12 protein-coding genes and 1 tRNA gene are annotated in these 14,449 nt (G+C 70.1%); 12 read left to right on the top strand and 1 reads right to left on the bottom strand.

Features of this window, described 5'->3' with window-relative positions:
• The first annotated feature begins 36 nt into the window (after positions 1-36).
• The 12 genes from PZB75_RS30915 to PZB75_RS30860 all read left to right on the top strand — a co-directional run bounded on the left by PZB75_RS30915 (position 37) and on the right by PZB75_RS30860 (position 13,037).
• Entirely contained in the window at positions 37-2,442 is a 2,406-nt protein-coding gene (locus PZB75_RS30915) for a DEAD/DEAH box helicase (protein ID WP_275538996.1), read from the top strand.
• A gap of 56 nt (positions 2,443-2,498) precedes the next feature.
• Positions 2,499-3,224: a hypothetical protein gene (locus tag PZB75_RS30910; RefSeq protein ID WP_275538995.1), complete on the top strand. Its 726-nt coding sequence runs from the start codon at positions 2,499-2,501 to the stop codon at positions 3,222-3,224.
• Positions 3,225-3,388: 164 nt separating this feature from the next.
• On the top strand, positions 3,389-3,670 hold the full coding sequence (locus tag PZB75_RS30905) for an HU family DNA-binding protein (RefSeq protein ID WP_275538994.1): 282 nt from the start codon (positions 3,389-3,391) through the stop codon (positions 3,668-3,670).
• 188 nt (positions 3,671-3,858) lie between these two features.
• A complete protein-coding gene (locus PZB75_RS30900) occupies positions 3,859-4,065 on the top strand; it encodes a cold-shock protein (protein ID WP_275538993.1) in 207 nt (68 codons plus the stop codon).
• A gap of 55 nt (positions 4,066-4,120) precedes the next feature.
• Positions 4,121-4,194 (top strand) — tRNA-Met (locus tag PZB75_RS30895).
• Positions 4,195-4,744: 550 nt separating this feature from the next.
• Positions 4,745-5,140 (top strand): hypothetical protein, encoded by a 396-nt coding sequence (locus tag PZB75_RS30890; protein ID WP_275538992.1) that lies wholly within the window; start codon positions 4,745-4,747, stop codon positions 5,138-5,140.
• Positions 5,141-5,303: 163 nt separating this feature from the next.
• The gene (locus tag PZB75_RS30885; RefSeq protein ID WP_275538991.1) at positions 5,304-6,842 is read left to right on the top strand and encodes a serine/threonine-protein kinase; all 1,539 of its coding nucleotides are present in this window, start codon (positions 5,304-5,306) and stop codon (positions 6,840-6,842) included.
• A complete protein-coding gene (locus tag PZB75_RS30880; RefSeq protein ID WP_275538990.1) occupies positions 6,839-7,243 on the top strand; it encodes a hypothetical protein in 405 nt (134 codons plus the stop codon). The genes PZB75_RS30885 and PZB75_RS30880 overlap by 4 nt, the downstream gene beginning before the upstream one ends.
• Positions 7,244-7,391: 148 nt before the next feature.
• Positions 7,392-8,918 (top strand): GIY-YIG nuclease family protein, encoded by a 1,527-nt coding sequence (locus tag PZB75_RS30875; protein WP_275538989.1) that lies wholly within the window; start codon positions 7,392-7,394, stop codon positions 8,916-8,918.
• Between the two features lie 375 nt (positions 8,919-9,293).
• Positions 9,294-10,553 (top strand): hypothetical protein, encoded by a 1,260-nt coding sequence (locus PZB75_RS30870; RefSeq protein WP_275538988.1) that lies wholly within the window; start codon positions 9,294-9,296, stop codon positions 10,551-10,553.
• Between the two features lie 71 nt (positions 10,554-10,624).
• Positions 10,625-12,304 (top strand): DUF4209 domain-containing protein, encoded by a 1,680-nt coding sequence (locus PZB75_RS30865; RefSeq protein WP_275538987.1) that lies wholly within the window; start codon positions 10,625-10,627, stop codon positions 12,302-12,304.
• Positions 12,305-12,452: 148 nt separating this feature from the next.
• Entirely contained in the window at positions 12,453-13,037 is a 585-nt protein-coding gene (locus PZB75_RS30860; protein ID WP_275538986.1) for a hypothetical protein, read from the top strand.
• A gap of 298 nt (positions 13,038-13,335) precedes the next feature.
• Here the strand turns inward: PZB75_RS30860 and PZB75_RS30855 are convergent, their stop codons facing one another.
• Positions 13,336-14,238 (bottom strand): hypothetical protein, encoded by a 903-nt coding sequence (locus tag PZB75_RS30855; RefSeq protein WP_275538985.1) that lies wholly within the window; start codon positions 14,236-14,238, stop codon positions 13,336-13,338.
• Between the last annotated feature and the right edge of the window lie 211 nt (positions 14,239-14,449).

Here is a 14,449-nt window from a genome sequence, read left to right as displayed (position 1 = left end):
CGCCGACCCCTCCCGGCTGAAAGGACCGGCCACCCCATGACCGCGACCATCACCACCCCACAGCCCCGGATCAGGCTGCGCCCGCACCAGTCCAAGGCCGTCCACGCCGCGCACACCGCGCTGCGCCTCACCGCCCGGACCTCCGTCGTGATGGCCTGCGGCACCGGCAAGACGTACGTCGCCGCGCGCACCGCCGCCCGTGTCGCCCCCCAGGGCACCCGGCTGGTGCTGCTGCCCACACTGGAACTCCTCGCCCAGACCATCGACGACTGGCGCACCGCCGGCATGACCGGCCCGGTCCTCGCCCTGTGCTCCAAACGCCCCAACACCATGGGCGAGTCCGTCGCGTTCACCACCGACCCGGCCGCCCTGACCGCCACCGTCCACCAGAACCCCGGCCTGACGGTCTTCGCCACCTACCACTCCCTGCACCGCGTCCAAGACGCCCACCACCGCTTCGGTCTGCCCACCTGGTCGCTGATCGCCGTCGACGAAGCCCACCGCACCAGCGGTGACCTGGGGAAACGCTGGGCCGCCGTCCACGACGACGAGCTGATCCCCGCCCACAAGCGCCTCTACCTCACCGCCACCCCGAGAATCTGGTCCGCCGGCGAGCCCGGCGACGACGAGGACGACTCGCTCGTCGCGTCCATGGACAACCCGGCCCTCTACGGCGACACCTGCTTTCGTCTACCGCTCGCCGAGGCCATCGACATAGACCTCCTTGCCGACTACCGGATCGTCGTCATGGAGGTCAACGAGGCCACCATCCGCACTCGCCTGGGGCTCTCCGACAAGGCCACCGAAGCCGAACTGCGCCAGGCTGCCCTCCAGATCGCCGTCCTGCGCGCCATGGCCAAGCTCGACCTGCGCCGCGTCGTTTCCTTCCACCACCGCGTCGACGATGCCCACGCCTTCGCCGCCACCCTCCCCGAGACCGCGGCGCGCCTTTACACCCTCGACGAGAGCGGAACCAGCTGTCCCGACCCCGGCGAGCTGTGGGCGGCCGGCCTCGACGGCACCCAGGACCCCGCCTACCGCCGCGAGCTCCTGGACCGCTTCGACGGCCGCCCCGGCGAGTTCCTCGAGCCCGCCCACCGCACCGTGATCGCCAACGCCCGCCTTCTCGGCGAAGGCGTCAACATCCCCAGCATCGACACCGTCGTCTTCGCCGACCCCAAGGAGTCGATCGTCGACACGGTCCAGGCCGTCGGACGCGCCCTTCGCCAAAAGCCCGGCCAGGGCAAGAAAGCCACCCTCATCGTCCCCGTCTACGTCGCCCCCGGCGAAGACGCCGACGACCTCATGGGCTCCAACCTGTACCGGCCCCTCTGGCGGGTCCTCCAGGCCCTGCGCGCACACGACGACCGCATCGCCGACCGCCTCGCCGTCCCCCAGCAGCCCGCCCACCCGGCCCCGGACGACGAGGACGAGGAGACCGGCGTGCCCGTGGACGTCGTCTTCGACCGGCCCTTCCCCGCCGACACCATCGCCCAGGCCTTCCGGCTGCGCGTCCTCCACCCCCGGGAGGCGTCCTTCCGCCGCGGCCTGGAAGCCGCCACCGCCTACCAGCAGACCCACGGGCACCTCGACGTCCCCCGGCTCCACGACGACGAGAACGGCTTCGCACTGGGCCGCTGGATCAACCGCATGCGCAAGGCGTACGCGGCCGGCACTCTCAAGCCCTCCCAGATCAAGTCCCTGGAACACCTCGGCATCATCTGGAACCTCCAGACCCAGGCGGCCGAGCGCGGACTCCTCCATGCCCGCAACTGGGCTGCCCGCCGCGGCCACCTCGCCGTCCCCAGCGACGAGACGATCGGCGACTACGCCTTCGGCCGCTGGCTCACCAACCGCCGAGCCGCCGCCCGCACCCGCGCGGAGAACGGACTCGAAGCCGACTCCACCGACACCGCGCTCGCCGAGATCGACCCGTACTGGAACCCCGTCTGGCCGATCACCTGGCAGCGCCTCTACTACACCGCCCGCGCCTACGCGGAGGCGAGCATCACCCTCGACGACCTCCCCGCGGACTTTCTCACCGACGACGACGAGCCCCTCGGCGAATGGGTCCGCCTCCAGAGCACCGACTACAGCACGCTCCATCCCGAGCAGCTCCAACTTGTGAGCGAACTCGGCATCACCCTGATCGAACCCGACGACGAACCACCCCAGCCCACCGGCCGCGCCGCCCGCCAGCAGAGGCAGCTCGACCAGGGCCTGGCGGCCGTCGCCGCCTTCCACGACCGCGAAGGCCACCTCCACATCCGCCAGCGCGACACCGTCACCGTCGACGGCGAAGAGGTCAAGGTCGGCCAGTGGCTCAAGAACCTCCGCAAACGCTGGGACAGCCTGACGCCCGAACACCTCCAGGCCGTCACCGCCGCCGGCATCACCCGCCACCCGACATCCGCCCCAGACGGACCCACCGCCGCGACATGAGCGGCACGGTGACCGCCCCATCCGCCTGAACAGCCCGCCCACTCAGGAACCCACCCATGCCCTCACCGCAGTACCGCGTGATCATTGAGCCGTCCGTACCCGCGAGCCAGGCGGCCCTCATAGCCGGCGTCCCGCCCGAGCTCCTGCCGCCCGCACACGGAGACGTCCCCGCCCGCCCCGCCTGGGCCGGCAAGCGGCCAGGTCTCTTCGATCGCGGCGAGTCCTACCGCTGGCTGTGCTATCGAGAGGGCTACGCAGCGGCCGTCACATGGCGCGGGCGGTATCGCGTGGAAGAAGTGCGCGAGCTGCCGGACGACCTCAAGGCCCTGCAGGCCAGAATCGATGCCGTCGTCGAGGCCGGCACATCCCTGCGCGACGACGAAACACGACTCACCCTCGCCGCCGAGGCGCAGGCGCTCACCCAACTCCTCGCCCGCCACGCAGACCTCTCCGGGCGCAGTCACACCCTCACCACCAACACTCCAGCCCCAGTTGATCCAGAGACCGACGGTCTCTTCCGCGACCGCCTCACAGCCGCGCTCACGGCGGTCGAAGGCCGCATCACCCACATCGAGGGCGCTCTGCGGACCGCTCAACTCTCCGACACGGCAGAGGCCGATGCGGCGCAGCGTGCGGCAGCCGTCCCCGAAGCGCAGCGGCTCAGCGAGGACGCCCTCGACCTCCTCGCACAGGCATCGGCTGGCTCCCTCGCGACACACCTGCCGCACCGGCGCACCTCGCACCCGCCCGTCACTTCCACGGCCCCGCCGCAACCGGACTGACCCTTGGCAGACCGCTTACGGTTCCTGCCGCACGGCAGATCCAGCGCCGCGCGACCCGCCGAAGGCCCAGGCACAAGGTGTGTCAGACCCGGATGGAAGGATGGCCGTCGATCGTCGCGTCCCCGCACCGGCCGCGGCAACCCGAACGTCACGGAGTACAGCTCATGAACCGCACCGAACTGATCGCAGCCCTCGCCGAGCGCGCCGAGGTGACCCGCAAGGACGCCGACGCCGTTCTGGCCGCCCTCGCCGAGACCGTCGGCGACGTCGTCGCCAAGGGCGACGAGAAGGTCACCATCCCCGGCTTCCTGACCTTCGAGCGCACCCACCGTGCCGCTCGCACCGCCCGTAACCCGCAGACCGGCGACCCGATCGACATCCCGGCCGGCTACAGCGTGAAGGTCTCCGCGGGCTCCAAGCTCAAGGACGCCGCCAAGGGCAAGTAGCCCCGCCGGGACGGAGCTCACGCCGAAGGGCCAAGGCCCCGATGAGCAGCGCAACGGCACGCTGTGCGCGCGGAGCCGGATAGAACTGCGGCCCACGGGGTAGAACGGACGGCGGATGCCCCCGGTGACGGGCGGCTCCGCCCCATAGAACGACCGGGGAGCACCCGGCGACACCGAAGGACAGCAGCATGGCCAGCGGCACCGTGAAGTGGTTCAACGCCGAGAAGGGCTTCGGCTTCATCTCCCAGGACGGCGGCGGACCGGACGTCTTCGCGCACTACTCCAACATCTCCGCCAACGGATTCCGCGAGCTCAACGAAGGCGAGCAGGTCACCTTCGACGTGACCCAGGGTCAGAAGGGCCCCCAGGCCGAGAACATCGTCCGCTGCGGCTGACACCACGAAATGCTCGCCACCCCGCCAGGACCACTGTGTAGAGTGGCCTCACCGACGCGGGGTGGAGCAGCTCGGTAGCTCGCTGGGCTCATAACCCAGAGGTCGCAGGTTCAAATCCTGTCCCCGCTACTCACCGACGGGCCCGGCGCATCACCGGGCCCGTCGTCGTATCCGAACACCGTGATCTGCCTGGGCCAGAGCGCCGAACGATCCCCGCGTCGTGAGGCGTACTCATCCCCGCATCGATCACGGCGCGGCGGCCGGGCACCTCCACCTCGAACTGGCCGGGGCCACACCCGAACACCTGGTAGAACTCCGTCCCGGTCTCGGATAGGCCGGCGAGGGCACGGAGCTGCTCCATCGGACTCGGCCCGGCCGGAGGATCCTCCGCCGTGCTCCTCGATCGCCCGGCGGGCTGGCTGTGCGACGGAGCATGCGCCGGTCGAGAGAAGCCGGCGGGCAGGGGTCGTTGTCGGAGGCGGGCAGTACTGTCCGCACAGCCGACGAGATGGGGGACAGGGTGGCTGGGGGTAACTTTCATGATCGTGTTGACGAACCGGCTCTGCTGTACGTGATACGGCACGAAGGGCTCGCTGCGCTCAAGGTCGGGGTGGTGGGTGCCGCTTCCCGTGAGGTGCGGCTGAGGGCTCACGCGCGGCAGGGCTGGGTGACAGAGATGGTGACTGAGTTCGATACCGGACGCCAGGCCCTGCAAGCCGAGCGTGCCGTGCTGGGATTCCTCCGGGAGTGCGGGGCCACCGATCGGCTGCCGCAACGGGAAATGCCTCAGGGCGGATACACGGAGACAGTCGCACATGCCGACCTGGTAGATCTCGACGGTGACCTTCTTGCAGCGATCGCTCAAGCGGCCGGCCGCATCATCCGCCGAGCCCACAGTCCTCTGCACCAGTGGACCCGCGACTACCTCGCTGCCGGGGAAGCCGCACTCGACCTGATCGACGAAGGGCACAAGGCACTCGCCAGGGAACGTCTCTTAACGCTGCTGGAACTGGGCGAGGAGATGGTCCGCCACCTGGGGCCCCGCGAGCCGCAGGAGGCGCCCGTGTCCGTGTGATCCGACCGCGCCCGACCTGACCGCAGCCCTCGGCGCTGGCATCGCCACTCAGCCCCGGCGAGGCGTTTTCGTATGCTCCGCCGAACCGGGGGCAAGCCCTTGCCCGCGGCGCGTCTGGAGCCAGCCGGCTCCAGAGCTGAGGCACGCAGGGCTGGAGGACTTGATGCGCGGCACGACGGTCGCCGGCCGGTACCGGCTGAAGGAGCTGATCGGCAGCGGCGGCATGGGCACCGTGTGGCGAGCCGAGGACCTCCACCAACACCACGACGTCGCCCTCAAGATCATCCCGGTGGGGGAGGGGGACCCGGTGCGGGAAGCGGCTTTTCGCCGCGAGGCACAGGTCGCCGCGCGACTGTCCCATCCGAACGTCGTCGCCGTCCGGGACCACGGGGGCGACGACCTCGACGGCCGCCGGATCCTCTTCCTGGCCATGGACCTCGTCGACGGAGAGCCGCTGAACACGCTCGCCGGCCGCCCGCTCTCCGTCGCCCAGGCCCTGACCTGGGGGATCCAGGTCAGCCGGGCGCTGGAGGCCGCCCACCAGCGCGGCATCGTCCACCGCGACCTCAAGCCGGCCAACATCCTCATCGACCAGGCCGCCGGCAACGCCGCGAAGCTGTGCGACTTCGGTATCGCGCGCCTGGCCGAGGCCACCCACCACACGCTGACCGTGACCGGCGTCGCCATCGGCACCCCCGCCTACATGTCACCCGAGCAGGCCCGTGGGGACACCACGCTGGGTGCACCCAGCGACCTCTACTCGCTCGGCTGCCTCCTCCACGAGCTGCTCACCGGCTCCGTCCCCTTCACGGGCACGGGCTGGCAGGTCCTCAACCAGCACGTCCACGACGAGCCGGCCCCGCTGTCCGCCCTGCGCTCCGGCGTACCCCGCGAGCTCGAGCAGCTGGTCCTGGAGCTCCTCGACAAGGACCCCGACCGCCGGCCGACTGCGGCCGACACCCGCACGCGGCTCACCCGGCTGCACACCGAGCTGGCCGCCTTCGCCGACGCACCCACCGCCACATCGCACCGGCACCCGCCCACGTTGGTCGCCACCACGACCTCCGCCGGCCGCCACCGGGAGCCGCTCGCCCGCGGAACCGCGGTGTGCGCGGCCAGCCTGACCGCGGCCGTCGTCACTGGTGCCCTCTCGCTCACCACCACCGTGCCGACGCCTTGGACGACTGGGATCGGCATGCTTGTCGGGCTGCTGCTTGCCGTCCTCTACCTCCTCGACCCGCCCCAGACCCCGCGCCCCGGGCAGCTGAGGATCACCACGGCCGCCCTCACAATCCTGCTGCTCCTCACCGGCGGCGTGGCGCTCTCCGTCCTCGCCACCGATTTCTCCCGGTGGGAGACCGCCCTGACCATCAGCGTCCTCGGCGGGCCCGCCATGGTCGCCTGCGCCAGCGGTGTGCGCCGCATGGTCGAGCACACGCTCCACCGTGCGGCCTGGCACGGCGACCTCGCGACGACCGCCGGTACCCTGCAGACCGCCACTGTGCTAATCGCCGCCCACCACGCGGGCCTTCCGCCCCTCACCCTCACAGCCGTCACCGCCGTGCTGTGGCCAGCCACAGCGCTTCTCACCGCAGTCCTCACATCTCGCCGAACCCACCGCGTCCCTCACCCGGCAGCCCGGACGGAAGCCGCCGAACTCCGGCGTGTCACCCGACCCCGAACCGCCGTTACCCCCACATGAACGACACCACCACCGTCTCCGGCGAGACCATTCCCGGCCCCGTGATCGACCAGCTCCTGGCCACCGTCGCCTGCGCCGACGGTGCACGCGCCATTGCCCACACCACCCTCACGGAGGAAGCGGCCTACACCTACGGCCTTGCCTACGGGCTGTCCGGCGGCCGCGACCTCGACCACGACGCCCACAGCGCCGGGATCGGCAACCTCCTCGGTCACGCGGTGCCGGCGGCCGTCGCCTTCGCCCTGCACCACCTCGGTGCCCTCCTGCCCGACCTGACCACCGAACAGTGGGAGCGCCTCGATGCCGCCGCCACCAGATTGCACCTGAAGATCTGCGAGGACCTGACCGGAGCGAACGGCACCACTGACGAACCCTGCGCCCCTGCCGATGCCGTGAACTGAGCCCGGTCGGCCCGGAGAAGCGACGGGCGTGCAGCACATCCCGCTGGCGGCAAGGCCGCGGTCGGCGCCGATGTCAGTGGCTGCCTCTATGCTGCGCCGCACAGCGAGGCACGACCCCGCTCACCCTTCACGAGCGGGGAGTTGGATCATGGCGCGCACCGGCCGGCCACGGAAGGACCCCCGCGAACCCGAAGAGATCATGCAGGCAGCGGGCCTGGAGCCGCTGGAGCCCTACCCCGGCAGCTCCGCGCCTTGGCGGTGCCGCCATACGACGTGCGGGCGGGAGGTGACCCCACGCCTGAGCAACGTCACCAAGGGACAGCGCGGCTGCGTGTACTGCTCCGGGCGGGCCCGGATCGAGCCCGAGGCCGCGGCCGGCGTGATGCGGGCGGCCGGCCTGGAGCCGCTGGAGGCCTATCCCGGCAGCGACCGGAAGTGGCGGTGCCGTCACCTCGCCTGCGGACGCGAGGTCACACCCACCTACGTCAGGATCAACTCCGGTGCCGGGCCCTGCCGGTGGTGCGCGCCGAACGCGCCGGTCGAACCGGACGTCGCCGCGGCCGACATGCGGGCCGCGGGCCTGGAACCCCTCGGCCCGTACCCGGGAGTGGACACGCCATGGCCCGTCCGATGCCGGGCGTGCGGAGCGCCCGGGAAGCCCACGCTGGGCTCCATCCGGCGGGGACAGGGCGGCTGCTACCCTTGCGGCCGGCGCAAGGCCAACGAGTCGATGCGCCACGACGCCGAGACCGCGGCCGCGGTGATGCGGGCGGCGGGCCTGGATCCGCTGGAGCCGTACCCCGGCACCGCGTTCCCGTGGAAGAGCCGCTGCACCAAGTGCGGGGCCATCGTCTCCCCGCGCCTAGGTTCCCTGACCGGCCGCAGCCGGCCCCCGGGCTGTAAATCATGCGCCGACCGGGCCCACGGCGAGGTACAGCGCCATGACGAGGACCTGGCCGTCGCCGAGATGCGCGAGCACGGATTCGAACCCCAAGAACCGTACCGGGGGGTCAAGTATCCCTGGCGGTGCCTGTGCCACGGCTGCGGCACCATCACCTCGCCGACCTTCGGATCCATCCTCGCCGGCCAGAGCGGATGCCGACGCTGCGCCGACCTCCGCGCCGGCGCCGCACGACGGGAAGACCCCGAGCGCGCCGCCGCCTCCATGCGTGAAGCCGGTCTCGAGCCCCTGGAGCCCTACACCACGTCCATGACGCCCTGGCGCTGCCGCTGCACCACCTGCGGCCGCACCTCGACTCCCACCTTGTCCAAGATCCGCAGCGGTCGCGGATGCAAGTACTGCGCCCGCTTCGGCTTCGACCGTGCCGCGCCCGCCCGCGTCTACGTCGTCACCCACGTACTGCACGGCGCCGTCAAGATCGGCGTCGCCGGTGCTCGTCAGCGAAACGACCGCATCGGCCAGCACCGCCGCCTTGGTTGGACCCTGTACTACGAGCACCACGTGCCCACCGGCGACGACGCCCTGTCCGTCGAACAGACGATCCTGCGGCGCCTGCGCGCCGCCGGGCACGGCGTCTTCCTCACCGCCGCCCAGTTGCCCAACGGCTGGACCGAGACGTTCGACGCCGCCCGCGTCACCGCCGCGGAGCTTCGGGACGCGATCCGAGAACACCAGAGCGCACCAACCCCTCCTCAGCCGTTGACCCTGTTCTAGCCGCCCACCCGGGCCGGGGGAGCGAACCGACCTCGGCGGCGACGGGGGAGTGGTGAGGGGACGGGTCACTCCGCGCCCTGGACGGCAAGAACTGCCACGGCGGCCTGCTCGGTGCCTCCAGCGCCTTGGTGAACGTCAAGGCGACGACGGCCGCGCCTCGTCGGTCAGCCGGCCGGGTGCCCCCACGCAGGCCGCGGCCACGGCGCGGGCAGCGCGCCGGCCTGTCCAGCGTGGCCGGCTTTCGTCGGCGAAGCTCCCGTCAGGCGGGCCACGGGGGCAAGCTGTTTCCCGTCGTGCTGGTCGTTCAGGCACCGGGCGCCCGTGTGGCGGGAGAAGGTCTGGCCGGACAGCCGTAGCGCCCGTCATGATCACGCCATGGGTGCAAGCGCGTGGGACACCGAGACCAAGCGGCCGATCTATGTCGATCTGGGCGTGGAGGGGCTGCCGATCGGCCTGGCGGGCGGACGGTACCTGTGCAGAGCCTGCGCGGATCCGCTGATCCTCAGGGGTGCCCGGCCCGAAGCGAAGGTCACGCCGCACTTCTCCCACCAGGAGGGAGGTTCGTGCCGACTGGCAGAACGGGAAGCGCAGATCGATGCGGACGACCAGGTCGTCATCCAGCTGAGCCACCAGATTCGCGCCCTGCCCGGCATCACCGGCTGCACCCTCGCCTCCCCCGGAGACGACCCTCGCGACCCGATCGGACTCCCGCCGGTCGTCATCGCACAGTGCGGCGACACAGCCGTGGTCATCGAACGCCCCGGCACGCTGCCCAGCCCTCAGGCCGTCCGCCGACGCACCCTCGCGGTACGCGAGCACCACGCCGGAGCCGCACACGTCTGGTTCCTGCGCCGCGACCCTGGCCAATTCGGCCAACTCCCCAGCCACAAGGTCCGCCTGAGCGGACGGGACGTCGAGCACCAGCGTGTCGCCCCCACCGAGCAGCAGCTGGCCATCCTCGACGCCGGCGGCCATGTGTACTGGCTCGACGGGAAGCTCGTGCTGGTGCCCTACGGCTACCACGCCTTCCGGCACCCCGCCCGCCCCGAGCAGGACTGGACGGCCTGGCCGAAGTGGCCGCGCCACAAGGACCCGCGGGACGACTGGCGGATCAGCAAGCCCCGTCCGGCCCCCACCGCGGACTGCTGGGGCCTGGTCCCGATCGCCCTGTCCTCGCTGACCCGCACCCGGGCGGTCTTCCACCCCGCCGACGCGCACAAGGTCATGGACGAGCTGTATGCCGCCCAGGAGGGCCGGCACCGCTGGCGCGACCGGCGAGCCCGCGAGGTGTACGCCGAGCGGCACGCTCCGCCCACTCCTCAGCCCGCCGCGCCGATCCCGACGGCCGAGGCCCCCGCCACCGAGGCTGAGACAGATCAGCACACCGCCCCACAACTTCCGCAGCCAGCCGACCAGCACGATGCCGAGGCACCCCCGCGCGGGAACGTGACCCCGTCCGTCGCCTCGTCCGCGAACCTCGCGCCGGCCTTCCCACCTCCACCTGTGGCCCTGCCCACGATTCCCCCGCCCCCACAGCTGCCCCCCGCGCCCCCCGCGCCCCCCGCGCCCCGCGCGCCCCGGCAACGCCGATGGGTAGACACCCTCCGCATGCTGCGCCGACGGCGTGAGCGTTGACGAACTCCGGAAAAGCAGCGGGCCCGGTCCGAAGTCGTACCGATACTGGCGACGGAGGAAGTGAGGCGCCCATGCCGCAAGTAGAACCGTGTGTGCTCGACGTGCTCACGGAAGCGGCGGCGAACGCCGCTTCCTGCGAGGACATCGCCGCCGTCCTCGCGGCTGCGGACACCGGCACGAACGCGGCCGCCGAGCAGCAGCGCGATGCGCTACTCGCCGCGCTGCGTCTCCGACCCGCCGGGACTGGCAGGGCGCAGACGTTCACCTGGATCGTCCTCGGCCGGCCGCCTGCGAGCCTGTCCGACGTCGCCGCCGACCAGATGGAGACCTGGAGCGCGTACGCCGAGGCCGTGACCAACTCCTTTGTCCGGGGACGCCTCCATCACCTTCTGCTCGTCGCAGGACACGGTCGCAAGGTCGACCGCATCCGGGGCGCGGCCGCCGGGTACCTGGACGCGGTGCCGCTTTTGCTCGCCGCCCGCAAGCGCTTCCCCGGCCTGGTGGGTGCGACCGAGTGTCTGCGCTGGGCCGGAGACCTCGCCCGGACCTATAACCAGACCGACCTGTGCAAGCGCGTCACCGACGACACGGTCGCCCTGGCCGAGCGAGTCCTTGCCGCTCCCGAGGACGAGACGGCGATCATGGCCGATCTCCTGGAGGGGCTGCGTGTCCAGCGCTACGACATCACCGACTTCGCAGAACGCGCCGCCCGTCGGTACGCCGGCGATGTGCACGCCCGCGTCGGATTCCTCAAGCTGATACGGGCAGAAGCGTCCGAGTTCCGCCGAGTCGGCATCGACACCGAGATCGTCAGCGCACTCCTCGACGCCGCCGATGCCGACACGGGGTTCCGTCGCCACAACCTGCTGACCCAGGCCGCGACCATCGCGCGGGATCGAGGTCTGCCCGAGCTGAGGGTGCGTGCCGAGATGGCCCTGCAACAGACCGATCCGGACTCCCTGGGATGGACTCGAATCCGTCGCCCGCTCATCCCCCCGCCGGAACTTTTCGCCGGGGCCCGGGCGCACGTCGACGCCGCCCCAAGCCTGCGAGACGCACTGTGGCGAACCGCGCAAGACGCCCATCCGGCGATGCGCGAGCACCCCGACGACGTGAGCCTCCTGGACGGTCTGCTCCGGATCCCGCGCACGCGCATCAACACCGCCGGACCCGTCCAGGTCGCTCCGCCCGTCGCCGCCGCCGACGACCACCTCGTCGGACTGCAGGTCCTCGCGATGGACTTCCTCGGGCACCTCGCCGCCCATCAGCTCGACCACATCCACGAGCGCTTCGATCCGGACGAGGCCGAGCTGATCGGCGCCCTCGCCCATGACGCCGTCTTGCCAAAGGCGCGCGCCCGAACTCTGGCCTACGCCTTCCGGTACTTCTGGCTGGGGGAGTTCGACGCAGCGGTGTGCATCGCCCTGCCTCAGGTGGAGCAGATCCTCAGACAGCTCCTGCGCTGGCAAGTCTCGATCTTGTCCGTGGCCAAGGGCCCGTCCCCCGGGACCGTCGACCAGCTGGGCGGACTCATCCGCAGCATGCCGGCCGCCGGGTATCCCGCGGACTGGAGCCGCGCCCTGGAGCTGCTCCTCGTCGACCCCGACCGCGGCATGAACCTGCGCAACGAGGTCTGCCACGGCCTGATCGACACCCCGCCCAAGCACCGCGTCGCGCTCATCCTCCAGGCGGCGCTGTACTTGCTCAGCTACGCCCACGGACATCGAACCCTCGCCCCGCCCGCTCCCTGAGCGTCCAGCAAGGCTGAACCCAACGGGGGACGTCACCGCCTTCGGGTCCTGTCGCGGTGAAGGCTGAGCATTCCCACTGAAGTCCGAGTGCCTTTCGGCGGACAGCCGGCTTTGTCGGGAGCTGCAGGGTGGCGGATAGCGTGCGGGCATGACGATGACGGGGAAGCGGCGGGTCCTGTACCGGCAGGGCACTGGGTTCTGGCGGATGACGGCGAAGTGGGTTGTGGTCTTCGGGGCCCTGTACCTGGCGGACGGGGGGCTGTTCCGATCGTGGGGCGACGCTCTGGTCTGGCCGATGATCGGGATCCTGCTGTGGGTGCCGTTCGGGATCGGCGTCGTCTGGTATCCGAAGAAGGACCAGCGGATCACGCTGACGACGCGCGAACTGCGTGTGCGGCGCAAGCGGCTGGCCATGGAGCAGGTGAACCTGCTGCACGTGGCGCGGCTGTGGCTGGGAGGGCGGTCGACTGCGGACGACCAGCCGGTGCTGGAGTGGATACGGTTCGACCGAGTGGTGTGGGTTCCGCTCCAAGACGGCCGGGCCTTCGGCGTGGAGTTTCGCGACCCTGCCGCCTTCGCCAAGGTTTTCGGCACCTTCGCCCTCGAGGCGTGTGGCGGGCCGGAGGTCGTCCGCGCTCGAGCTGCAGCGGCAACCTACCCGGAGCCACGCCCGATGCGGCCCCGCTCGGCCGACGACGGCTCCTGGCTGGACGTCCTCGACATCTTCAGCTGAGCGCCGGAAGTGCGCGGCATGGGCAGCGCTCCGTGAAGGGGCATAGAAATAGACAGGGTCGGCGTTCTGGCCGACCGGCCCGTATTCTTCCGCTGTCAGGAGCGAGAAGCGACCACTTCCTGGACGGTCAACGAAGGCAAGCCGTCAGGCTCCGGTGGGACACGCTCAACGTTCGTTGCGACGGGACACTGTCTCTGACCCTGAAATTGGACTCTTTGCCACTGATATCGGATCAAGACCGAAGCCGGTAGAAGGTTCGCGGGTTTTCTCAGTGTGGGTCTCTCCAAGCCTCTGGAAATTAAAAAGGGGCACGTGGAGCGAAGTGGTCCATACCCTGTTCGAGCAATCTGTACAGATTGAAGCTGGTCTCGCGGAGCACGTCTGGCGCATCGGTGCTGGGGAAGTAATGCCAGATCCTGTTGACCGACAGCTTGCTGCGGTCCGAGTTCAGGTGAAATTTGTCGATGGCGGTGAACACGGCGCCGATTCGTGAGGTCTGGCGGACCGTATCGTGCAGTATCTCTGGGTACTCGTCCTCCAGGCGGCTGCCAACCCAGGTCGTGGGTATCCGAAGGAAAACCCATCCGACCTCTCCCTTAGGAAGCTGCGTGGCTGCCTTCTTGAGGACCTTGCGGACCGCGGTGTCCTTGAACTCCGCGTCATCGTCCTTGTTCTTTACTTCGACAGGGACGCGGGGCTGCTCGCCAAGGAATTCAAGCAGGATGTCAAAGTCTTGCCCTTTTATGCCTGATTCCTTGTTTCGTGTCACGGTGGCCGGCAGATGCATCAGGGCAGACAAGACGTCTCCCTCGTACAGTGCGGAGGGAATCTCGTTGGTGCGAGTGTGGTCGATGAAGTGTTGGAACCAAGAGAAGCTCTGGAACTCGTAAACCCGTCGGGCCAGCTCACGTCTGCGGTGAGCGGGGAGAATCCATCGGAAATCCTCCTGCCCGCGCTTGTCCGCCAATCCAAACCTCTTCGCCACCCATTCAGGGCCAAAGAAGGTCTCCAGTAGATCCTCGGCCAAGATGTCGGTAACGATGCCATCGTTTCCCTGCATAGCCGGGTCCGCCAGCATCATCTGCACGTGCTCGTGGACGGTCTGGTTGTAGACCGCCCATTGAGCATCGACACGCGTGTCGCCCGGGTGTAGCTGCACCCAACGGGTTGCGACGAAGTCGTTGAATGTCGGGATCAGCATCGCGCGGCGTCCCCGTACGCAAGAGTCGGCGCCTCCACCATGCCCCCAGTCCTCGGTCCAACATCAATGGCAGGAACGTAGTAGCCGTCCAACGTCCCTGGCAATCCGGCCACGTTCAGTGTCAGACGACACATGTCGCCCCCAGCGCCCCAGCGCTCTTCGAAATTCGTCCGCTCTGGCTGTCACACCGCGCGCCGTTCGCACACCTGTA

The sequence above is a fragment of the Streptomyces sp. AM 4-1-1 genome, assembly GCF_029167625.1.
Classification (GTDB): domain Bacteria; phylum Actinomycetota; class Actinomycetes; order Streptomycetales; family Streptomycetaceae; genus Streptomyces.
The sequence above is the reverse complement of the archived record's forward strand: the minus strand, read 5'-3'. Positions and strand labels throughout refer to the sequence as shown.

What these genes read in the sequence shown, in the direction of transcription:
- PZB75_RS30915 (WP_275538996.1), top strand. Translation starts at nt 37, where the DNA reads ATGACCGCGACCATCACCACCCCACAGCCCCGGATCAGGCTGCGCCCG.
- PZB75_RS30910 (WP_275538995.1), top strand. Translation starts at nt 2,499, where the DNA reads ATGCCCTCACCGCAGTACCGCGTGATCATTGAGCCGTCCGTACCCGCG.
- PZB75_RS30905 (WP_275538994.1), top strand. Translation starts at nt 3,389, where the DNA reads ATGAACCGCACCGAACTGATCGCAGCCCTCGCCGAGCGCGCCGAGGTG.
- PZB75_RS30900 (WP_275538993.1), top strand. Translation starts at nt 3,859, where the DNA reads ATGGCCAGCGGCACCGTGAAGTGGTTCAACGCCGAGAAGGGCTTCGGC.
- PZB75_RS30885 (WP_275538991.1), top strand. Translation starts at nt 5,304, where the DNA reads ATGCGCGGCACGACGGTCGCCGGCCGGTACCGGCTGAAGGAGCTGATC.
- PZB75_RS30880 (WP_275538990.1), top strand. Translation starts at nt 6,839, where the DNA reads ATGAACGACACCACCACCGTCTCCGGCGAGACCATTCCCGGCCCCGTG.
- PZB75_RS30875 (WP_275538989.1), top strand. Translation starts at nt 7,392, where the DNA reads ATGGCGCGCACCGGCCGGCCACGGAAGGACCCCCGCGAACCCGAAGAG.
- PZB75_RS30870 (WP_275538988.1), top strand. Translation starts at nt 9,294, where the DNA reads ATGGGTGCAAGCGCGTGGGACACCGAGACCAAGCGGCCGATCTATGTC.
- PZB75_RS30865 (WP_275538987.1), top strand. Translation starts at nt 10,625, where the DNA reads ATGCCGCAAGTAGAACCGTGTGTGCTCGACGTGCTCACGGAAGCGGCG.
- PZB75_RS30860 (WP_275538986.1), top strand. Translation starts at nt 12,453, where the DNA reads ATGACGATGACGGGGAAGCGGCGGGTCCTGTACCGGCAGGGCACTGGG.
- PZB75_RS30855 (WP_275538985.1), bottom strand. Translation starts at nt 14,238, where the DNA reads ATGCTGATCCCGACATTCAACGACTTCGTCGCAACCCGTTGGGTGCAG.